Origin of the sequence: Bacillus sp. BPN334 (genome assembly GCF_008368885.1) — a bacterium.
Taxonomy (GTDB): domain Bacteria; phylum Bacillota; class Bacilli; order Bacillales; family Bacillaceae_G; genus Bacillus_A; species Bacillus_A wiedmannii.
The window spans coordinates 19,355-38,762 of sequence record NZ_QOZW01000008.1 but is presented as its reverse complement, the minus strand read 5'-3'; the positions used below and the strand labels follow the sequence as shown (position 1 = coordinate 38,762).

Below are 19,408 nucleotides of genomic sequence, written 5' to 3'. Positions count from 1 at the left end.
ATCACATATTATGTTAGTGATTCTTTTTTTATAAGAGAACGACGCCCCATTCCAACCGAAAAATGGCATATTTAATTTTAAAATGTGTTTCTTATAAAAAGTTTTCAATTTATGTATTTAAATCTCGAACTTCAGGAACATTTGAACTTATTTTTGCCCTTGTAGTTGCTCTACTATAGTTTTTGCCTGTGTATCAAGTCTCTGGGCCGCTTCACCAATACCATTGAATTCATGAACTGCTTGTTCTATACATGAGTAACTTTCAGTAACTCTCTTTTCTGATTGAAGGGTCCCTGCACTAATCTTTTGTACCTGTTTGGTTATATTCTCTACATTAAAGTGTACATCTTTCGTTACGGCTTTAACTTTATTTGCTAAATTACGAACTTCATTTGCAACAACATTAAAACCACTACCATAGGTACCTGCATGGGCGGCCTGAATTCCAGCATTTAAGGCCAATAAATTAGTTTGTGTGGCAATTTCATTAATCGTTTTCACCATGTCGCGTATCATATTAGTTTGTACGTTAAGCTCTTGTAATAACTTCATATTGTCATTAGTTTGTTCGACTATTTGTTTAATAGCCGCGGAAACAATATGACTACGCTTAATCCCTTCTTGCGCACGTTCCTTTAGATTTTCCGCCATCTCTTGCAATTCAAATGTTACCTTAGCCGTCCCATTCTCACGCGCAGTAATATCTGTAGCGACTTTAATAACCGCTTGAATTTTTCCATTCTTATCTACAACAGGGGTATATGTCGCTTCTAGCCATATAATTTTCCCTTGTTTAGTAATTCTCTGTATTTTCCTTTGAAATGAGACTCCATTCCGAAAATTTCTCCAAAAGATATCATATTCTGGACTTTGAGCAAACTGTGAAGTACAAAACTGACGATGATGACTGTTTAATAGTTCATCCACTTCATAGCCCATTGCATATGCAAAATTATGATTTGCCCATATTACTTTTCCATAGGGATCAAACTCAATCATAGCTAGTGAACGTTCTAATGCAGCAAGTACCTCCCCTTGATTTAATACTTGTGTACTAAGTGAAGTAGTTTTTGAAATATGATCACTCTTCATATGCTTTTCCCCATTTCAAAAAAATTAAATATCATAGCATCTCGCATTAAATATACCACTATCGAATTATACTAATATTTATATAATTTGTCCCACTTTAATTTATATATATCAACGATCTTTAATAATATTTTTTCAAAATAAAAAGAGCACTTTTAATTTCAAAGTGCTCTACCATTAATGCTTTTTTTCATATATTTCTTATCCTTCAATTGTAACCCCAGTAAACATCGATAAGTTTCCCGTAATTTTCTCGCCTACACGTAAAAATAACCCAGCGGCTCTCCCACTAATACAGTGTGAGCCAATTAATAGTTTACCAGTATACGGACCATCCCATGTGTCAATTGTATAGTCAGGCATTTCTATGTATTGCTGATATATTTTTCGTTGTTCAAAGTAATACTCCGTTTTATCTTCAGCTAATAGTTCGTCATTTTCGTATATAGATACCCCTCCGCCTTCACGGCCGTATAAAGGTTTAGAAACATATGATTCATTTCTTTCTATAAACGGTTTATTTGTAAAATATGTTGGTAAGAAGTAGTTCTGAATGATTTCTCGCTCTTCTTTCTCAAAAAAAACTCCCTCTTCGAACAGTTGCCAAATTAATGCGAGTACACTTTTATTTTGCATAAGGAAAGCAGCAGGTGGATTAATGATTTTCACTCTTCCTTGCGCTATATGATTTAAAAATTGAAGTCCAATTCTTTTCCCATTTTTATCAGTATCTGAAACTAAATATTCAATTGGATATAATCTATATAAATAATGAATTCGTTCACCATTCGGCGTATATATACCATCATCTGCAACGACGATATCTTGTATACCTAAATAGTCCGTTGATTGATCTAAGCAATAGCTTCTTAAAAATTGAACTGTTTGATGATCTTCATCGTGCCAATCATAACTAGTAAAATATATCGTCTCTATAGGACTTATATTATAGTCATGTTTAATTTGTTCCCACGCCTGTACAATATGCTCTTCTATATGATTCGGATGGTTCACATCGTGATAACGGCACAACACTTCATTCGCGACAGACGGCTCTAAATAACCTGTTGGTGTATCACAATTTACTTCTATTAATTTAATATCTTCACCATTTACGATAAAATCAAACCTTGTAAAATATGAAAACAATCCAGTATGTTTCATTCTCGCAATTTCCCACGTTTCAACTGGAAATCCTAGTTTTTGAAAATCTTCTGTCGTATTTACAATATATTGATACGTTCTATATAACACGTACATAATTTCCTCTGTCGCTTTTGAAATAGCAGTATAAGTTTTTACTGGCATACGATACATACTTGTTGCCATATATTGATTCCATTCTTCCTTCTCTAAAAGACTCGGCCACGTAAATCCATTTCGACCAACCTCTTCCGCAAGTGAAAACCATACTTTCATATACTCTTTCTGCTCTTGTTCTGTATACATGATCCTATTATCCTTTCGTATTATGATCCGGCTGGCGCTTTTGCGTTTCCAATTCCACTTGAACCAGAATTCACTTTCGGCGTTTGAGTAGTAGATGATTTCGGCGTATTTGTATCTGGCGTCACTTTATTTGATGTACTCGGCTGTTGTTTGTTTAAATCTACTTTATTGGAAGAATTATTGTTGTTACTGTTAGTTCCACCGTAGTATCCTCCACCACCGCTGCCACCAGTTCTACTTTGGTCTTTTTCACGATATGGAATAATATTATTTGCATACGGTTTCTTCATTACATTGGGTTTTGCTGTATAATTCATATTTGAAGTTCTGCTTGCTAATAAATATCCTGCTACGAATGGCAGTATCGGTAAATGTGAGTTTTCATTATACGATGAAAACGATGGATTAATTTCCTTGCATAACTCATCATTTTCTACATTTTCATTGGTAGGAGTTTTATCATCACAATGTAAAGCTTCTTGTTCATTGCCTTGCTTTGCACCATCTGTTTTAACAGCGGTACTTTCTTTCTGTGCAGTTTCTTCTTCATAATCACCACACCCAGTTAATAAAAATGATGACACCCCAATTGAAGTAGCAATTTTTATAAATTTACTCTTATCCATTCTCATGTGTTATACACCTAATTTCTTTTATCTATATTTTTCCAGATACCTTTATTATATAATGTATCTGTTAATTTTTTCAAACTAAAGCCTATATGCACATTTGCATATTTTATGCTTTTTATTCCATAAATAAAAACAAACTAACATTAGATTATAATTTTGTTTATAGATTAAAATAAATTGAAAGACGACCTAATACCCAGGTCGTCTTTCAATTATTTTATTTTTATATATTAAACGTCTCAATAAAATCTCTAATGGTCCATTCAGATTGTTTTTTTCCATTATTGTAGCTAATAGGACAGACAATATCCAAATACTTATAGCTATCAATGCAGCAAAAGCGTTACTTACATGCCCTCCTAAATCAAATGCTACAGGTGATAAAAGTATAACAAGCAGTGCCTCATTCAAAACAAAAAATGTTAATGAACGCTTTCCTAGAGCAATTAATGAACGGCTAAAGTACCCTAGATTTTTTAATCTACTCCCTATTATACCGAAACCCGTTGCATATGCTAATCCTCCAACAATTCCAGTTAAAATATGGATTCCATTTATCATTCCAGCTGTAAATACACTTGGATACCATATAGTCCCTATAAAAGATAGAGGCAAAGCACCTATTAAGGAAATTGCTAATCCTATAATTGTTATATAATATAATTTTTTCAAATGTTGCTCTGGTTTTATTAATAACTGATATCTAGCAATCCACAAACCAAGAATTACCGAAGGAAGAATTGGGAACATAAAATGGATGAGAACAGGTATAACAGGAAAGAAAAGTAATCGTAACATTATAGTACTTAGATACGTGTCTTTTGCTGAAACATCTGGTGAAAAACCGTAATCACCTATTGCTTGCATATTAAATCCCCATATTATTGGAATAAAAATGATATACAATATAGTGATAATCGTAAATGTTCGAATTAATGTTTTCATTTTACACTTTAATAGCGGGCTAACAAGAAGCCCCGCTACGCCATAGGCCATAAGAATATCTTGCCCTCCAATTAAGACTGCTAACACAACCCCAAACAGTATTAAATACAAAGAGCGTCTTCTTACAATTTTCACAGCATGATTTTCATTTTTCCCTTTTGATATTTGCCCTTCAAGTGCTAGAACCAAACCGTAGCCTAATAATACGGCAAACATCGCTCTAGCACGGTTATCAATTATGAATATACCAAAAAAGTTTACAATTTGATCAAAGAAACTTCCGCTTTCCACCCTATGCATAATTCCAGGATCTGCAGCATACAAGTAAAGCGGTGCATGGGCAAGTACGATTAATAGTAACATAGTACCTCTTGCTAAATCTAATGAGACTGCACGCTTCTTCTCAATTGCGCCATTATTTATTGATTTACTCATATTTTACTTCCTTCCTTAGCACCAACTAACCTTTTTTACATTTTTGTCAAAAACTAATAACTAGTTGCTATTAAAATTAGAAAAAATAAAGTGAAACTTTAATCAGTGGAGCTTTTGTTCATCCACGCACTGATTATTATCCCCGTACCAATTGGCGTTTACTGGCTTCAGGGCTTCCACCTAGCTTCCTTACTCCAGCCGAATTTTGAGGTGGGAGTTTTACTGTCCACAAATAGCAGGATACATATAAAACGAACTATTTCTTCAAATCCTATTCCGGATATTATATTCTAAGATGATTTTAATATGTTTTATTTTTAAAATACAAATGAAATCTTTCAATCCCCGGATATCTTTCTCCTAAACTTTTAACCTGAAAACCAATTTTTTTATAAAATTCTACTGCCTCATTGTCTGTCTCTGCTTCTATATAAGTTAATTGAAGCATTTTTACTACTTCTTTTATCATTTGCAACGCAATTCCTTTATTACGATATTGTGGAGCGACTGCTATGTGACATATTCTCGCTTTATTTGCTCCGATTATTTCAATACCTATACAAGCCTTTTCTTCATATCTGTACAAAGTCCCTTTACTACTTTCATAATATAAAACTGCTTTCTTTAAGCTAGTTTCGCTTGGCCCAACTGCATACTGTAACACATTTAAAATTGGATTTTTCTCAATTTGTTCCACGCGTTGCAAATTCATTTCTACATCCCTTTCCATGAAAAAAGACTAGCTCTTTGTATAAAGAGCTAGTCTCATTACGCCGTTATTTTTTCTTCTTTTTTCACAACGACCGCTACATAACTATGTAGTATCATTCCGACAATAACAAGACTCATTCCGATCCAAGATAAAGATGACGGAATTGGCGCAGATAGCAAGATGAGCTCTCCTACTAGCGCAAATAAAACTTCACCGGACTGTGTTGCTTCGACTGTTGCTAGTTTTTGTGGATCATCTTTTACAAGATCTGTCGCAAAGAAGAATAGTACTGTCGCGATTAAACCAGAACTAACTGCTACAATAAAACATTGGAAAACTTGGCCACTTGACGGTAATCCGCCTGTTGATACTTCATAACCTGATAGTAAAAACCAAAATGGTAAACTTGCTAATGTCATACCAAGAACTCGCTGGAATACATCTAATTCGCCTTTACAAACTTGCATCATTTTTCGATTTCCAAGAGGATACGCAAACGCTGCAATAAGTACAGAAACTACACATAAAACAGTTTCTCGAATTCCTAATGAAGAAGCATGTTCTACTTGCATGAGTACAACACCGCATAAAATAACCCCAGACATAACTAATTCCTTCATTGGAAGTTTTTTATGTAATGGATCTGCTGCAAAAAATGGTGTTAACAAAATTCCTGCGACAATCGTAATTTGCCATGTTGATGCAACAAGCCAACCAGGTCCAAAAGCTCCGGCAAAACTAAGTGGTGCATAGAAGAGACCAAACCCAACGATACTCCACACTAACCATTCTTTCGGATTATTTTTCATATATTGAAAGAGTTGCTTTAAGTTCCCTCTATACATGACAATAAGTAAAAGCATTGGAACCATAAAGTAGTACCGTAATGAAGCACTCCAAATCCAGCTTCCACCTTCTAAGTCCATCGCCCGGTTTAAAACAAAGGTAAAGGCAAAGAAAAATGATGCCAATATCCCTACTGCAATAGCTTTCATTATAAAACCCCTTGTTTAGTTTCTTCTTATACTATACAACAAATTAAATATAATTAAAATTCGAAATCTTCATCTCGCATCTATTCTAGCTCTATATAGTTTTCTTAACTGACTAATATGAGCTTGATGGTACCGATTATGATCGGCTATATGCCATATTCCCCACCTTATAGTCGCAGTTTCTCCCTTCTCATAAAAAACTTCCCTTGTTAAATCATTTTCTGTTAGTTCCATACACTCCTCATAAAACATATGTTGCACCGCTTCATAGTCTTGCATTAATTCTTGTAATTTATACTTTCTTAAACTAGGCAATCCTCCCATTTCATTCAACATTGGTCCATATTTATTTTCAAGTTTCGGTGGAACTTCCTCTCCTTTTAAACGGTACACCCAGTGTAAATCGACTATTGCTAAATGCTGAAGTAGTTGCCCAATACTATTTTCATTATTTTCTGACCCTTTGAAGGACAGTTCTTTCACATCAGTACCTTCTACTAACTTTTGCAATCGTTTAAATGTATCAGTAACCGTCGCATACAAAATCGCTACTTGCGGGTTCATATTTTTTTCTAAATGGAGATCTTTCATACTAAACTCCCCCCATTAAAAGAACAACACCATATGTTCATCATCACTATACACACCATTCATTTTTATAGCTCTCTTTTCAATCCCATACGTTTTAAAGCCCATTAATTCATACAATTTTTTTGCTGGTTCGTTTGTGGACACAACACCTAATGTTAATTGTTCCAAGTTCAGTTCTCTTGCTCTTTCAATTGCCTTACGTATTAACTCACGTGCAAAACCACTTCTTCGATTGTCAGCATCTACATACATCGCAACGATATGACCTTTATGTTTATACGCCTCTTTCTCTTCTGTTAGTAAAGTGACAACTCCAACTAATTGATAATCCTCATTAAAAGCACCAAATGTACAGCTAGTAGTAGCTGTTAAATTACTTTCCACTCGTTTAATAGGATTTTCCTGACGAATCGCCTCTTCATAAGTTGTTACAAATGCCTCTGGATTTATTTGTAATGCTTGTAAACGTAAATCCCAATATTTTTTCGCATCTTCTTTCGTAAGTAATCGAATCATATTTCTCCAGCCCCTTTTAGTTAACATAATATTTTTATAAGCTACCATTTAAAGATTCGTATTCTTCTCTTAACATACTATAACGATAACGATGAATGAACTTCCCTTGACGTAATCGATCATTTCTCATTAATCCTTCACAAATAAAACCAGCCTTTTCATAACTCTTTCTAGCTTGAAAATTATCTTCATCTACACGTAGCCAAACTTTCTCTAATTCAAATTCAATGAATGCTAGATGTAACATACTATATAAACCTGCTAATCCATATCCTTTACCCCAATACTCTTTATCACCAATCGCGATTCCCAGTTCTGCATTTTTATTTGTTTTATCAAAGTTTTTAAGGTCTACCCATCCAATATGTATGCCGTTCTCTGTTACTATAGCTCTTTGTTCATAACCATTTTTTCGATTTATACATGCTTCAATCCACTTTTTCGTATCATCACGAGTGAACGGTGGATATTGATCTGGTACAACTAAATGATTTGTCACTTCTTTATCTAATGACCATTGATATCGCTCTTCTACATCATCTAGTGTCAGTTCTCTTAATTGAACGTATGGTACATTCATTGCGTTATCCCCTTTTTATTTTCCTATAGAAAACCCTTCAAACATTCTTCCTCCGTACTGTTCTAGCGTTTTTTCTACAAAAGTAATTAATTTTCTTTTCTCTCCCGTTGTATAAAAATGATCGAACGCCGCTACAAATTGGTCTGCATATTGTTCATCATATTTTCTAAGTACCCTTATAAACCATTTTGAATTTCCAAGCCATTTACCATTTACTCTTAATACATATTCATGTAATAAATCAGCTAATAAATTCGCGATAAACAATTCTTCTTCTCTTTTTGATGCACCAATAAAATCGTCCAAAGTATCCGTAATAAAATACCGTTTCTGCTTCATCATTTCTTCCGTCCATTTAGCTGGCCCTTTATTTAGTAAATCATTTGCTTCACTTTTTAATTTCTCAACAATTTCATTTTCCCCTTTCAATACAATACCCTCTGAAACTAATTGTGGTAACGAAGGTCTCCCTCGGTCACAATCCATTTTAAAAAAAGGTTTTACACGTTTCAAAATTATGTACAAAGACTTCAACAGGCCATCCATTACTATAGAAAGATTCTCTATAACAAGACGTTAAATTTTGATCAACTATAACAATGTCCAGATCAGATGTTTTTGTCGCTTCTCCTCGTACAACGCTTCCTCCCAGTAAAGCTACATCACAATTCGGAAATTGTGATGTAATTATGCTTTGTGCCGCTTCCATTGGTTTCATAACCGTTCCCCTTTTCTTATTTCACTTTCTTTTTTTCAGCTCTTTCTCTCGCTTTTTTTATATACGGCTCTGCGTCTGGTGTTTTGCATGATGTTGCCCCGTGATCAACTTGTACTTTTCCAATTTCACGTGCAATTACAATCGCCTTTCCCTCTAAGTCTTCATTACGAATTCCTATCGCGATTAAAGCACTATTCATCGCTTCTTTTTTTCTATTTTTTTCATTATGTATATTTGTTTTAACCTCTTCTAAATACGGAGAGAAGAAATCATCATGTAACGTTTTATTTTTAATCGCTATATTTGCTAATAAAGACCAGCCAGCTCTTCCAATCCATTCATCATCAGACTTTGTCCATTCTTCCATTCTTTCTATCGCGATTGGCGACGTACAAATAGCCGTCATCAAAACGTCCATTAAACAATAATAATCAACTTCCTGTACCCATTTATTAAGCTGTTCTGTCGTAACTTTCTTTGGATCTAAAATCATTGTTGCTAAAGTCATTGCATCCATATTTTTTGTTTTCCATAATGAAATTGCTAAATCATGATCTTTTTTTATCTTCTTTTTTAACAATTTTAAATTAGCAAAACTAACTCCGAATAGTGGTTCTTTCGCTCCGTGGTTTTTATACGTTTTACGATTTTGTTCTGTTCCATATTCCTCTAGTAGTTGCATTACTTCTTCAAGTAACATATGCCCACCTCTTTATCTTTTATGTTGACTTCATATATATATGTACGATATATTCTACATTACTTTTTGGTTTTCCTATATGTATTTTTTAAATACGGTATGTGAAATTTTATAGTTGCTATATATAACTAAAACAACCACGAAAAACCTGTACATTTTACATATACAGGTTTTCATTTCTTCAATTTCTCATATTGTAAGAAATAGAATATGATAGAACTTTTATTGGTCTGATTTTCTCTATATTTGTTGTAAGCTCTTTACATCTGACCACTCTTCTATAGACCCGGCGTCCGGAAAAACTGTAACTACATTAAAATTCGCACCTTTTTCTTTTCCAATTTGTTTAGCAGCTAATAAATTCGCTGCCGCAGACGTTCCTATTTTCATACCAGTTTCATTATAAAAACGTGCCATTTCATACAAGGTTTCTTCATATGAATATGTCCATTGTTTTTCTATCAAATTGTCTTCCTGTTCTATGAAATGTTGTTTCCTTCCTAGGCCGAATCCACCTGATCCTGCATATTTCTTTAAATCATTTGGTGGTTGTTCGGAACCATAAGGCAATTCAGCAGGCATTACTAAATGTAGCTCAGCTTTTTTTGTATAATTCTTTACTACTTTATAGACCCCCATTAGAGTTCCACCAGTACCAGCAGATGCTACCCATGCGTGTATTGGCTTTCCATTCATTTGTGTAATAATTTCTCGTCCTGTTCCTTCTATATGACTTAATAGATTTGCATTATTATAATGTTGGAATAAAAAGTATAACTCTGGTTTTTGTTTGCTAATCTCAATTGTCTTTTCAATTACTGCATAAAAACCCATACATTTATCAACTAAAATCACATTAGCTCCATAATGTTTAAGTTCATTTAGTAGTGATTTACCAGTTCCAGAACTTAAAACTAACGTGCATTGAACTCCTAAACAATAACAAATATAGCCAATTGATCTCGCTAAGCTTCCACCGCTATACTCTAAAATAGGTTGTTTTTTGTCCGCTTCTTGTAAATATTTATTAATCATTCCAAGTGCGGCTCTATCCTTAATCGATCCTGTAGGGTTGTGCCATTCACATTTAGCATAAACAGAAAGATCCTTCGTTTCTTCGCATTCTAATTTAATGAGAGGTGTATTCCCAACATTTTTAGCGAACTCATTAAAATGCTTTAATGTCATACTTCTATTCCTCCTACATAAATCATATTTATTTTTAGCTAAAATACTTTCTACATTTTCATAACTCTCTTGGCTAAATCTTTTTATATAAAAATCCCTACAAATGCTGTAGGGATTTATGACTAAATCATTTTGTTACACTCCATTACATACGAAAAGAGCTTCTTTATTCAAATGCGTTCATAAGCACAATTCTCCAACCATCTGGATCCTCTATTGTGGTCCCTTTCTCTATCCAATACGGATTTTCTGGTTCCACCTCATGATAGCCCATATTACTTAATCGATTCACTATTTTTTCAATTTCATCTTTATTTGGCATATAAAATACTAATAAATTATCTTTTGTCGGTGCCGGACATGGACTTCCATTAACGTGCGTTGTAAACTCTAAATGATACTCGGCATCCGGTACTCCAAACATAACCCCATCATATCCTTCATGATTGTGAAATTCTCCTATACGCTTTAACCCTAACCCTGTCTCATAAAAACCTATAACTTCTTCAAATTTATCTGTTGGTCTTGCAATTCTAAATTGAACCCAATTCTTCATGCAAATCTCCTCCTTTTCATTTTCCAAAGCTTTATAGTAATTATTATAAGTTACATATATTTCCTTTCATATCCCTCATTAGTGTGAGAACTACCTAAGTTGAAAGACCTATTAGTTTATAAATAGTAGGACTTTAGTATTAAATTCATATAAAAGTAGTTATATAAATATTGAGATGAAATAAATAGTTCTTCCTTATATTTTATTACGTATGAAAAAGTTCTCCTTGCAGGGCCTTTATATACCGATCAGCAGATCTTTGTACAGCCTTATTCGCATCTTCCACCACACCATGAAATGCATTATATAGTCGACTAAACTGGATATCTTTTACTTTCTCTGCCATATCTCTAACTTTATTCGCTGGTAATGGGATGAGATTTGGATAACTATACATAAAACTTACCCATTTTTGATCGGAAACTACTTGTATAATATCACCTGATAACAAAATTCCTTTCCCTTCGTTACCTTCTTTCCAATGCATAACAGTCCCGCCCTTAAAATGGCCTCCTAAACGATGCAATGTAAGTTCTTCCGATAATATCAAATGTTCCCCAGACCAAAATTTAATTTGTTTACTCGGGCGAACTACCCACTCTTTATCATCTTCATGAATATAGATAGGTACATTGAATGTTTCCGCCCATTTTACTTGTGTAGAGTAATAATGTGGATGAGAAAGTGCTATTGCTTGAATACCACCTAAATCATATATACTCTTGATCGTTTTATGATCTAAATAGCTAATGCAATCCCACATAACATGTAGAGTTTTACTTTGTATTAAAAATGCTGTTTGTCCAATTGCAAATTTAGGTTTTGTAGTAATGCTATACAAACCACTTTCTTCTTTTATTATTTCATTTTTGTATAAATTGCTATTTTGCATAGTTTCTAATGTTGTCCATGACTGCCCAATTGGATTCACATATTGCCTTTCCTCATTGCAAATATTACAACGGGAAGGTGCTTCTTTATTTTCGGGATACTGTACTCCACATGTAGTGCAAATATAATTAACCATATTCCCACTCCCTTTTTAAATTTAATTGTTCTTATACCAATATTTTAATAGAAAACAAAAATATTCGAATCAATAATTGGAATGAAAATGAAGTAATACGAAAGTATGATTAGCCCCCTTCCTTTTAACACTTTAGTCTAATTTCTTAAATTTTTTATTTGCTGCTTCGAAGAAAATAGAGTTTTTAATATATTAAAACTTCCTAATATACTTAACCCTTTAATCGTTAAAAGAAAGAGCACATCTTCATAAAATAAATGAAGCAATTGAAAGATTTTGTTACAACTTTATCACTATAATACTTACTAATACACATCAGGGGGATAGTAGATTTAAATTAAGGAGAGAGTATAATAAAAATTGTAATTATACTGTACGAAGGATGTAATACAGAAAGCAGTAGCAACATAAAGTTTGTTGATAAAACTATCGGGTGAATTTAATTTGATGATTGAAGAGTTTGTAAAGATAAATGAATATTGATTTCAAGCTTCATTTTAGGGGAAATAAACATCACAAACTACATGTATTAAAAAGTAGCCTTAAGACAAAATTTAAATCCATGAAATATTTAAATGCATATGCAATTTTATACAACCACTTTTTTTATAAAGTAAGGAAAGTGGTTGTATGTTTTAGAAAGTATTCTTTGTTACAAAATCACGTTACATATTTCATTAATCTAGACCTACTCATTTTCTTTTTTCTTCTTTTGTTCCTCAGATGGCTCTTCTGTTGGATCTGGTTCTTGTTCATCCTTTTTGTTTAACTCATTATTTTTTTCTTTAGCAGGATCTTGTTTTTCATTTTTTTCCTCCTGTCTTTGTTCAGAAGGTTCCTCCGTTGGATCTGGCTCCTTTTCGTCTTTTGGAGCTGGATTACAGCCAATTAATAATCCTACTGTAAATATGCTTGTCATAAATATTGAAAGCATTTTTTTATAATTCAATTAAAGCACCTCCTAAAATTAATATCCCTTGTATTGTTTCCAACTCATAATTAAAATTATCCAATTATTTGTGACGTTTCTTTCAAAATGACATCCCTTTAAAATCTTGCATATTTTCGAACAAACTTTTTTGCACTTGTAAAAAAGTTTTTTTGCAATTACCTCCATATAATTGCTAATATAGTAGAGTAGAACTTTTATAGAGAGAAGGAAAATTATGCACAATGGAATTCGAATGACAACTTTAGTAAAAAGGGCTATGTTGATTTGCGCGGGGGTATTATTTACATACGAAGCGGCTTTAGGATCAGCACATATTGCTCTAGCAAGCACAGAGGATGAAGCAAAATCTGTTCAACTTGTAAGTGAAATTCAATCATCTCTTGCACCGAAAGAAGCTCCAAAACAATATAATGGGCAAGTTAGAAAAGTAGCTTACTTAACATTTGATGATGGTCCTGGAAAATACACAGCTGAGCTTTTAGATATGTTAAAGAAAGAAAATGCAAAAGCAACATTTTTCCTAATTGGTTCAAACGTAAAAGCTTTCCCTGACCTTGTAAAACGTGAAGATGCTGAAGGCCACTATGTTGGGATGCATAGTATGACTCATAACTACAAGAAACTTTACACAGAAGGTCGTTATGTAGATGAAATGAAGGAAGATCAAGGCTTAATCGCTGGTGTTCTAGGTAAATCACCAGTATTAACTCGTCCATCTTACGGCTCAATGCCAGGATTAAATGAAGCTCTTCGTAACAAAGTTGTTGAAAATGGGTTGAAAGTTTGGGATTGGACAATTGATTCTTTAGACTGGACATACAGCAAAATGCCTGTTGATGCTGCATCAGCTAAAATTGTACAAAACGTTGTAAATGGAGCTAACAAGCCAACAGAAGTAATTCTAATGCACGATATTCATCCACAATCCGTTAAAGCAGTACCAGGAATTATTAAAGGGCTGAAAGAAAAAGGATATGAATTAGAAAGTTATAGTGAGAACGAACACTTCCCATTAAACTTCTGGCACGATAATCGTATGTAATGAAAAAGACTCTATTTCCTCTAGTAGGTTATTGAGTCTTTTTTTATCGTTTTTGAAATTTCTTCTCGTATATTCGATTTCCCCCTCTTCCTTTATATCAATAGAAAATATAAATCACATTAATTTAGTAACATCACATGTTATTCTAAAAACGACTAGTACGAAATTAAAACATATATCAAAATACAGTAAGAAATTATAGATTGAATATACAAATTCAATCCTATTTTTTATATTATCAACACTTTAGCACATATTACTCTTAAGGAGTGATGTGTATATGGATTTTCTTTCAGCTGAATATTTGTCAGCCTTACTTGCCATCATTGTAATTGATTTAGTGTTAGCCGGTGATAATGCTATTGTAATTGGATTAGCAGCAAGACGATTACCGAAAGATCAACAAAAGAAAGTTATTATATGGGGAACTATCGGGGCAATCGCGATTAGAGCCCTCGCTACTTTAGTTGTCGTTTGGTTGTTAAAAATACCAGGGCTACTTCTAATTGGTGGTGTACTCCTTATATGGATCGCTTACAAATTAATTGCTGAAGGCAAAGATCATGACATTAAGGCAGAAGAAGGATTTTGGTCTGCTATTAAAACCATTATTATAGCTGATGCGTTAATGGGAATTGATAATGTTCTCGCTGTTGCCGGAGCTGCGCATGGCAATTTTTCTTTAGTCATCATCGGGCTATTAGTGTCCATTCCAGTAGTAGTATGGGGTAGTACATTAATTTTAAAATGGGTGGACCGATTCCCTGTCATCATTACAATTGGAGCAGCTGTTTTAGCTTATACTGCCGCGAAAATGATTGTAGATGAAAAATGGTTCGCTGGATTTTTCGAAAGTAATCCTTTCATAAAATGGGCATTTATCATTATTATCATTGCCGGTGTAGTATTCTTTGGAAAGATGAAACAAAAAAAGAAAGATGTTTCTATATAATGACAACGTTCTATATACAAACAAAAGCGCTACTCAAATGAGTAGCGCTTTTTAATATTTATTTCATTTCTCCGTCTTCAGTCGTCTTTACCTTCGTTTTATTTTTATCACGATGGTTATAGTTGTACTTCGAACGATCGACCGGTGTAAATCCTTCCGGTGTATAGAATCGTAATAAGTCACCGTTAACAACTTGGTCAGAGTATTTCAGTGATTTTTGAACCATTTGTTCATTTTGTTTTATTTCGTCTGTTAATTCTACAGATTCACCAGTAGCTGTATCATAGTATTTTCCATTCAGTGCAGTAACTGTTGGACTTACGAAGTTACCGTTACGGAATGGAACGACTTGTTTATGCTCTGGTGATAATAAATCTGATCCGAACTGGACATAATTTTTCGTATCTGTACCTAGTAAGTGTAATAGTGTCGGAAGAACATCAATTTCTCCGCCGTATTGATGTTGTACGCCACCCTTCATTCCTGGAACACGAATGATTAATGGTACACGTTGCAGTTGTGCATTTTCAAATGAGTTCATTTCTTTACCCATTATTTGAGACATTGCTGCGCCATGATTATCTGAAATTCCGTAATGGTCACCGTACATAACGATAATTGAGTTATCGTATAAACCAGATTGTTTCAAGTAATCCATGAATCCTTTTACAGATTCATCTAAATAACGCGCTGTTTGGAAATACGTATCTACTGAAGAGTCACCTGTTTTAGCTGGTTCAATCGTCGCTTCCTCTTTATCAATTGGATAAGGGAAATGGTTCGATAACGTAATGAACTTCGTATAGAACGGTTGTTTCAATGTTTGTAATAACGGAATTGATTCATTAAAGAACGGTTTATCTTTTAATCCATAGTTTACTACATCTTTTTCATTCATATCATAGTATGACGCATCAAAGAATTTATTGAAACCAAATGATTTATAAATATCGTCACGGTTCCAGAACGTTTTGTAATTACCGTGGAATACAGCTGATGTGTATCCTTGTTGACCTAAAATAGCTGGTGCTGATTGATACGTGTTATGAGCTTTATTTGTAAAAACAGATCCTTGTGGTAATCCAAACATTGAGTTTTCTAACATGAACTCCGCATCAGATGTTTTACCTTGTCCTGTTTGATGGAAGAAGTTATCAAAGTATAACGTATTCGCATCTTTTGAAAATGAGTTTAAGAACGGTGTAACTTCTTGCCCATTTAATTTATAATCAATTAAAAAGTTTTGGAATGATTCTAAATGAATATAAATTACGTTCATTCCTTTTCCTTTACCAAAGTACTCAGGATTTGGACTTGCATATGTTGATGCAAGATAATTTCTAACCTCTGTCATATTATCTCCATCAGCTAACGCTCGTTCTGTTGATGCTTTCGCACTTTGAATGCCATCATAAATCGTATAGTTGTATGCCCCTAAATATTTCACAATATAATTACGGTCAAATGTTCTTGTTAATAATTCAGGACGATCGGATTCTGCAAGACCTAAATTAATGCTGAATAATAAAATACCTGCTACAAATACTAGTGATAATTTATGTTTCGCAACACGAATTGGTTTTGGACTTGCAAATTTTGTTGCGACTAAAGCAATTAAAATGATTGTATCTAAGAAATATAGTGGATCATAGACGTGTAGCAATGCAAAAATACTACCACCTAAATCTCCAAAGTTATTCGTTTGTGTTAATGTCGGGAACGTAATAAAGTCACTGAAAAAGCGATAATATACTACGTTTGCGTATAACAGTATAGACATTAACAAATTAATAACAATTAACCAAATGTAAGCACGTTTCCCCTTTGCGAATAATGCGAGCCCTAAAAATAAAACTGCTGAGCTTAACGGGTTGAAAAACAGTAAAAACTTTTGGATTGTGTTGGATATCCCTAAATTAAATTCTGTCACATATGCTGCGTATGTTTTTAACCAGAATAAAATAATGGCAAACACGAAAAATCCAAAGTGATTGCTTAACACTCGCTTACTCTTTAATAGTAATTGTTTCATCTCTCCACCTCTTTTGATCATCCAAGGCTTATTTTTTTATAAGTCTGTCTCTATTCAATTTTTATCTTCAAATAGATTTTGTTTGTTTAACTAAATGAAGAATATTAGTAATTATAATTTGAAGCTAGTATTTATTCAACTATTTCTTTCTAGACATTTTGACCTTGGTTTCTATTTAATAAAATAAATTTGTAACATTTTCTGTTTTCTCCCATGTCCCATCCACTAATTATGACACCACATACTATAAACTTTTATTCACTGCTTCGCAAATAAATATGTCTCCAGTTCTGGAACATTAATGTAATATAATGAATTTAACAATAGATAGCATTAGTTTTTTTGGTGTATATTACATCCCTTCATGAATTTCATAGTTTATTCATGCTGTAGCCATTTCTCTATATGCAACATCAAAATAACTTTCCACCGCTAAAGTTATTTCTGTATAATTATTCACAATTCATAAAAACAATGATTATAAAAAAACCTCGCTCTCATAAAGAGAGCGAGGTTTTTCATCATTTATTATTGACCTTTGTACATTGCATCTACTTGTTTTTGAAGTTCTTCATTTTCTAAGAACTCATCGTAAGTAGCCTCTTTATCGATTACACCGTTTGGCGTTACTTCGATAATGCGGTTTGCAATTGTTTGTACGAACTGATGGTCATGAGATGTGAATAACATTGTACCTTTGAATGCGATTAAACCGTTGTTTAATGCAGTGATAGACTCAAGGTCTAAGTGGTTCGTTGGATCATCAAGTGTGATTACGTTCGCACCACTTAACATCATTTTAGATAGCATACAACGAACTTTTTCGCCTCCAGATAATACAGAAACGTTCTTCTTAACTTCTTCACCTGAGAATAACATACGGCCTAAGAAACCACGTAAGAAGCTTTCTGACTCATCTTGTGGAGAGAATTGGCGTAACCAATCAACTAAGTTGGAGTCACTGTTCTCAAAGTATTTAGAGTTATCTCTTGGGAAGTAAGATTGAGATGTTGTAACGCCCCATTTGAATGAACCGCTATCTGGCTCCATTTCACCCATAAGGATTTTAAATAATGTTGTCATCGCAATATCGTTACGACCGATAAATGCAACTTTATCACCTTTATTTAAAGTGAAGTACACATTATCTAACACTTTTTCACCATCAATTGTTTTAGAAAGACCTTCAACAGTTAATAAGTCATTTCCTATTTCACGCTCAGGTGTAAAGCCAACAAATGGGTAACGACGTGACGATGGTCTAATATCATCTAATGTAATTTTATCTAATAATTTTTTACGAGAAGTTGCTTGTTTCGCTTTAGATGCGTTTGAGCTAAAGCGTGCAATGAAGTTTTGTAACTCTTTTACTTTCTCTTCTTTTTTCTTATTAGCATCTTGTGTTAATTTTAAAGCTAATTGGCTTGACTCATACCAGAAGTCATAGTTACCAACATAAAGTTGAATTTTACCGAAATCAAGATCAGCCATGTGCGTACAAACTTTATTTAAGAAGTGACGGTCATGGGATACAACGATTACTGTATTTTCAAAGTTCATTAAGAAGTTTTCTAACCATTGAATCGCTTTTAAGTCCAAGTGGTTGGTAGGCTCATCTAGTAATAGAATGTCAGGTTTACCAAATAATGCTTGAGCAAGTAATACTTTTACTTTCTCTGCACCAGTTAATTCTGACAATTTCTTATCATGAACATCTTCACCAATACCTAAACCTTTAAGAAGGATTGCAGCTTCTGATTCTGCTTCCCAACCGTTAAGCTCAGCGAACTCACCTTCAAGTTCAGCAGCACGCATACCATCTTCATCACTAAAGTCTTCTTTCATGTAAATGGCATTTTTCTCTTGCATTACTTTGTAAAGTTGCGTGTGACCCATAATTACTGTTTCTAATACTGGGAACTCTTCATATTCGAAGTGATTCTGTTTTAATACTGCTAGACGCTCACCTGGCGTAATATGTATATCACCTGTTGATTGTTCGATTTCTCCAGATAAAATCTTTAGAAATGTTGATTTACCCGCACCGTTTGCTCCGATTAAACCGTAGCAGTTACCTGGCGTGAATTTTATGTTAACATCTTCAAATAATTTGCGATCCGCAAAACGCAAACTAACGTTACTTACTGTAATCATTTGTGTCCTCCTACTAATACCGCTTATTTCAGCGTTTTCTCACCGATTGTCTTAAAAAATCGCATATTACGACTCAATTATTGTAGACTATAGCTATTATATAGTAGAAGATGGATGAATAGCAACGGTTGATTGCTATT

18 protein-coding genes and 1 pseudogene are annotated in these 19,408 nt (G+C 33.6%); 2 read left to right on the top strand and 17 right to left on the bottom strand.

The annotated features are described in order from the left end of the window. Window positions 1–147: 147 nt before the first annotated feature. From DN393_RS12105 to DN393_RS12035, 15 genes and pseudogenes are all read right to left on the bottom strand, one after another. Window positions 148–1,092: a methyl-accepting chemotaxis protein gene (locus DN393_RS12105; RefSeq protein ID WP_064475587.1), complete on the bottom strand. Its 945-nt coding sequence runs from the start codon at window positions 1,090–1,092 to the stop codon at window positions 148–150. Between the two features lie 201 nt (window positions 1,093–1,293). Beyond that, window positions 1,294–2,541, bottom strand: a complete 1,248-nt coding sequence (locus tag DN393_RS12100) for a glutathionylspermidine synthase family protein (RefSeq protein WP_064475588.1) — start codon at window positions 2,539–2,541, stop codon at window positions 1,294–1,296. Window positions 2,542–2,561: 20 nt separating this feature from the next. Beyond that, window positions 2,562–3,173, bottom strand: a complete 612-nt coding sequence (locus tag DN393_RS12095; protein ID WP_064475589.1) for a hypothetical protein — start codon at window positions 3,171–3,173, stop codon at window positions 2,562–2,564. A gap of 189 nt (window positions 3,174–3,362) precedes the next feature. Then, a complete protein-coding gene (locus DN393_RS12090; RefSeq protein ID WP_149173531.1) occupies window positions 3,363–4,553 on the bottom strand; it encodes a DUF418 domain-containing protein in 1,191 nt (396 codons plus the stop codon). A 301-nt stretch (window positions 4,554–4,854) separates the two neighbouring features. After that, window positions 4,855–5,265: a GNAT family N-acetyltransferase gene (locus tag DN393_RS12085; protein WP_098111960.1), complete on the bottom strand. Its 411-nt coding sequence runs from the start codon at window positions 5,263–5,265 to the stop codon at window positions 4,855–4,857. A gap of 56 nt (window positions 5,266–5,321) precedes the next feature. Next, window positions 5,322–6,260: a DMT family transporter gene (locus DN393_RS12080; protein ID WP_088046647.1), complete on the bottom strand. Its 939-nt coding sequence runs from the start codon at window positions 6,258–6,260 to the stop codon at window positions 5,322–5,324. Window positions 6,261–6,329: 69 nt separating this feature from the next. Continuing rightward, on the bottom strand, window positions 6,330–6,851 hold the full coding sequence (locus tag DN393_RS12075) for a DinB family protein (RefSeq protein ID WP_149173530.1): 522 nt from the start codon (window positions 6,849–6,851) through the stop codon (window positions 6,330–6,332). Window positions 6,852–6,866: 15 nt separating this feature from the next. Beyond that, window positions 6,867–7,367: a GNAT family N-acetyltransferase gene (locus DN393_RS12070; RefSeq protein ID WP_064475594.1), complete on the bottom strand. Its 501-nt coding sequence runs from the start codon at window positions 7,365–7,367 to the stop codon at window positions 6,867–6,869. A 34-nt stretch (window positions 7,368–7,401) separates the two neighbouring features. Then, window positions 7,402–7,947, bottom strand: coding sequence for a GNAT family N-acetyltransferase (locus tag DN393_RS12065; protein WP_064475595.1), 546 nt, complete (start codon window positions 7,945–7,947; stop codon window positions 7,402–7,404). Window positions 7,948–7,962: 15 nt separating this feature from the next. Continuing rightward, a pseudogene (locus DN393_RS12060) lies at window positions 7,963–8,665 on the bottom strand (nucleotidyltransferase domain-containing protein). A gap of 16 nt (window positions 8,666–8,681) precedes the next feature. After that, window positions 8,682–9,365, bottom strand: coding sequence for a DNA alkylation repair protein (locus tag DN393_RS12055; RefSeq protein ID WP_098111962.1), 684 nt, complete (start codon window positions 9,363–9,365; stop codon window positions 8,682–8,684). A 240-nt stretch (window positions 9,366–9,605) separates the two neighbouring features. Then, window positions 9,606–10,553 carry a PLP-dependent cysteine synthase family protein gene (locus DN393_RS12050; protein ID WP_064475598.1) on the bottom strand — a complete coding sequence of 316 codons (948 nt, stop codon included), beginning with the start codon at window positions 10,551–10,553 and terminating at the stop codon, window positions 9,606–9,608. A gap of 166 nt (window positions 10,554–10,719) precedes the next feature. Further along, window positions 10,720–11,109 carry a VOC family protein gene (locus DN393_RS12045; RefSeq protein ID WP_064475599.1) on the bottom strand — a complete coding sequence of 130 codons (390 nt, stop codon included), beginning with the start codon at window positions 11,107–11,109 and terminating at the stop codon, window positions 10,720–10,722. Window positions 11,110–11,314: 205 nt separating this feature from the next. Beyond that, window positions 11,315–12,136, bottom strand: coding sequence for an MBL fold metallo-hydrolase (locus DN393_RS12040; protein WP_149173529.1), 822 nt, complete (start codon window positions 12,134–12,136; stop codon window positions 11,315–11,317). Between the two features lie 688 nt (window positions 12,137–12,824). Continuing rightward, window positions 12,825–13,085: a hypothetical protein gene (locus tag DN393_RS12035; RefSeq protein WP_001106983.1), complete on the bottom strand. Its 261-nt coding sequence runs from the start codon at window positions 13,083–13,085 to the stop codon at window positions 12,825–12,827. A gap of 217 nt (window positions 13,086–13,302) precedes the next feature. On the opposite strand from DN393_RS12035, the gene DN393_RS12030 reads away from it, so the two are divergent. Both DN393_RS12030 and DN393_RS12025 read left to right on the top strand, forming a co-directional pair. Continuing rightward, window positions 13,303–14,130, top strand: coding sequence for a peptidoglycan-N-acetylglucosamine deacetylase (locus tag DN393_RS12030; protein ID WP_064475601.1), 828 nt, complete (start codon window positions 13,303–13,305; stop codon window positions 14,128–14,130). A gap of 280 nt (window positions 14,131–14,410) precedes the next feature. Beyond that, window positions 14,411–15,082: a TerC family protein gene (locus DN393_RS12025; RefSeq protein ID WP_064475602.1), complete on the top strand. Its 672-nt coding sequence runs from the start codon at window positions 14,411–14,413 to the stop codon at window positions 15,080–15,082. Between the two features lie 58 nt (window positions 15,083–15,140). On the opposite strand, the gene ltaS is transcribed toward DN393_RS12025, so the two are convergent. Both ltaS and DN393_RS12010 read right to left on the bottom strand, forming a co-directional pair. Then, window positions 15,141–17,114, bottom strand: a complete 1,974-nt coding sequence (gene ltaS, locus DN393_RS12020) for a lipoteichoic acid synthase (protein WP_149173528.1) — start codon at window positions 17,112–17,114, stop codon at window positions 15,141–15,143. Between the two features lie 528 nt (window positions 17,115–17,642). Beyond that, window positions 17,643–19,268, bottom strand: coding sequence for an ABC-F family ATP-binding cassette domain-containing protein (locus tag DN393_RS12010; protein ID WP_000633871.1), 1,626 nt, complete (start codon window positions 19,266–19,268; stop codon window positions 17,643–17,645). Window positions 19,269–19,408: the final 140 nt, after the last annotated feature.

Coding starts and splice junctions, on each gene's coding strand:
- DN393_RS12105 (WP_064475587.1), bottom strand. CDS start 1,092: ATGAAGAGTGATCATATTTCAAAAACTACTTCACTTAGTACACAAGTA.
- DN393_RS12100 (WP_064475588.1), bottom strand. CDS start 2,541: ATGTATACAGAACAAGAGCAGAAAGAGTATATGAAAGTATGGTTTTCA.
- DN393_RS12095 (WP_064475589.1), bottom strand. CDS start 3,173: ATGAGAATGGATAAGAGTAAATTTATAAAAATTGCTACTTCAATTGGG.
- DN393_RS12090 (WP_149173531.1), bottom strand. CDS start 4,553: ATGAGTAAATCAATAAATAATGGCGCAATTGAGAAGAAGCGTGCAGTC.
- DN393_RS12085 (WP_098111960.1), bottom strand. CDS start 5,265: ATGAATTTGCAACGCGTGGAACAAATTGAGAAAAATCCAATTTTAAAT.
- DN393_RS12080 (WP_088046647.1), bottom strand. CDS start 6,260: ATGAAAGCTATTGCAGTAGGGATATTGGCATCATTTTTCTTTGCCTTT.
- DN393_RS12075 (WP_149173530.1), bottom strand. CDS start 6,851: ATGAAAGATCTCCATTTAGAAAAAAATATGAACCCGCAAGTAGCGATT.
- DN393_RS12070 (WP_064475594.1), bottom strand. CDS start 7,367: ATGATTCGATTACTTACGAAAGAAGATGCGAAAAAATATTGGGATTTA.
- DN393_RS12065 (WP_064475595.1), bottom strand. CDS start 7,947: ATGAATGTACCATACGTTCAATTAAGAGAACTGACACTAGATGATGTA.
- DN393_RS12055 (WP_098111962.1), bottom strand. CDS start 9,365: ATGTTACTTGAAGAAGTAATGCAACTACTAGAGGAATATGGAACAGAA.
- DN393_RS12050 (WP_064475598.1), bottom strand. CDS start 10,553: ATGACATTAAAGCATTTTAATGAGTTCGCTAAAAATGTTGGGAATACA.
- DN393_RS12045 (WP_064475599.1), bottom strand. CDS start 11,109: ATGAAGAATTGGGTTCAATTTAGAATTGCAAGACCAACAGATAAATTT.
- DN393_RS12040 (WP_149173529.1), bottom strand. CDS start 12,136: ATGGTTAATTATATTTGCACTACATGTGGAGTACAGTATCCCGAAAAT.
- DN393_RS12030 (WP_064475601.1), top strand. CDS start 13,303: ATGCACAATGGAATTCGAATGACAACTTTAGTAAAAAGGGCTATGTTG.
- DN393_RS12025 (WP_064475602.1), top strand. CDS start 14,411: ATGGATTTTCTTTCAGCTGAATATTTGTCAGCCTTACTTGCCATCATT.
- ltaS (WP_149173528.1), bottom strand. CDS start 17,114: ATGAAACAATTACTATTAAAGAGTAAGCGAGTGTTAAGCAATCACTTT.
- DN393_RS12010 (WP_000633871.1), bottom strand. CDS start 19,268: ATGATTACAGTAAGTAACGTTAGTTTGCGTTTTGCGGATCGCAAATTA.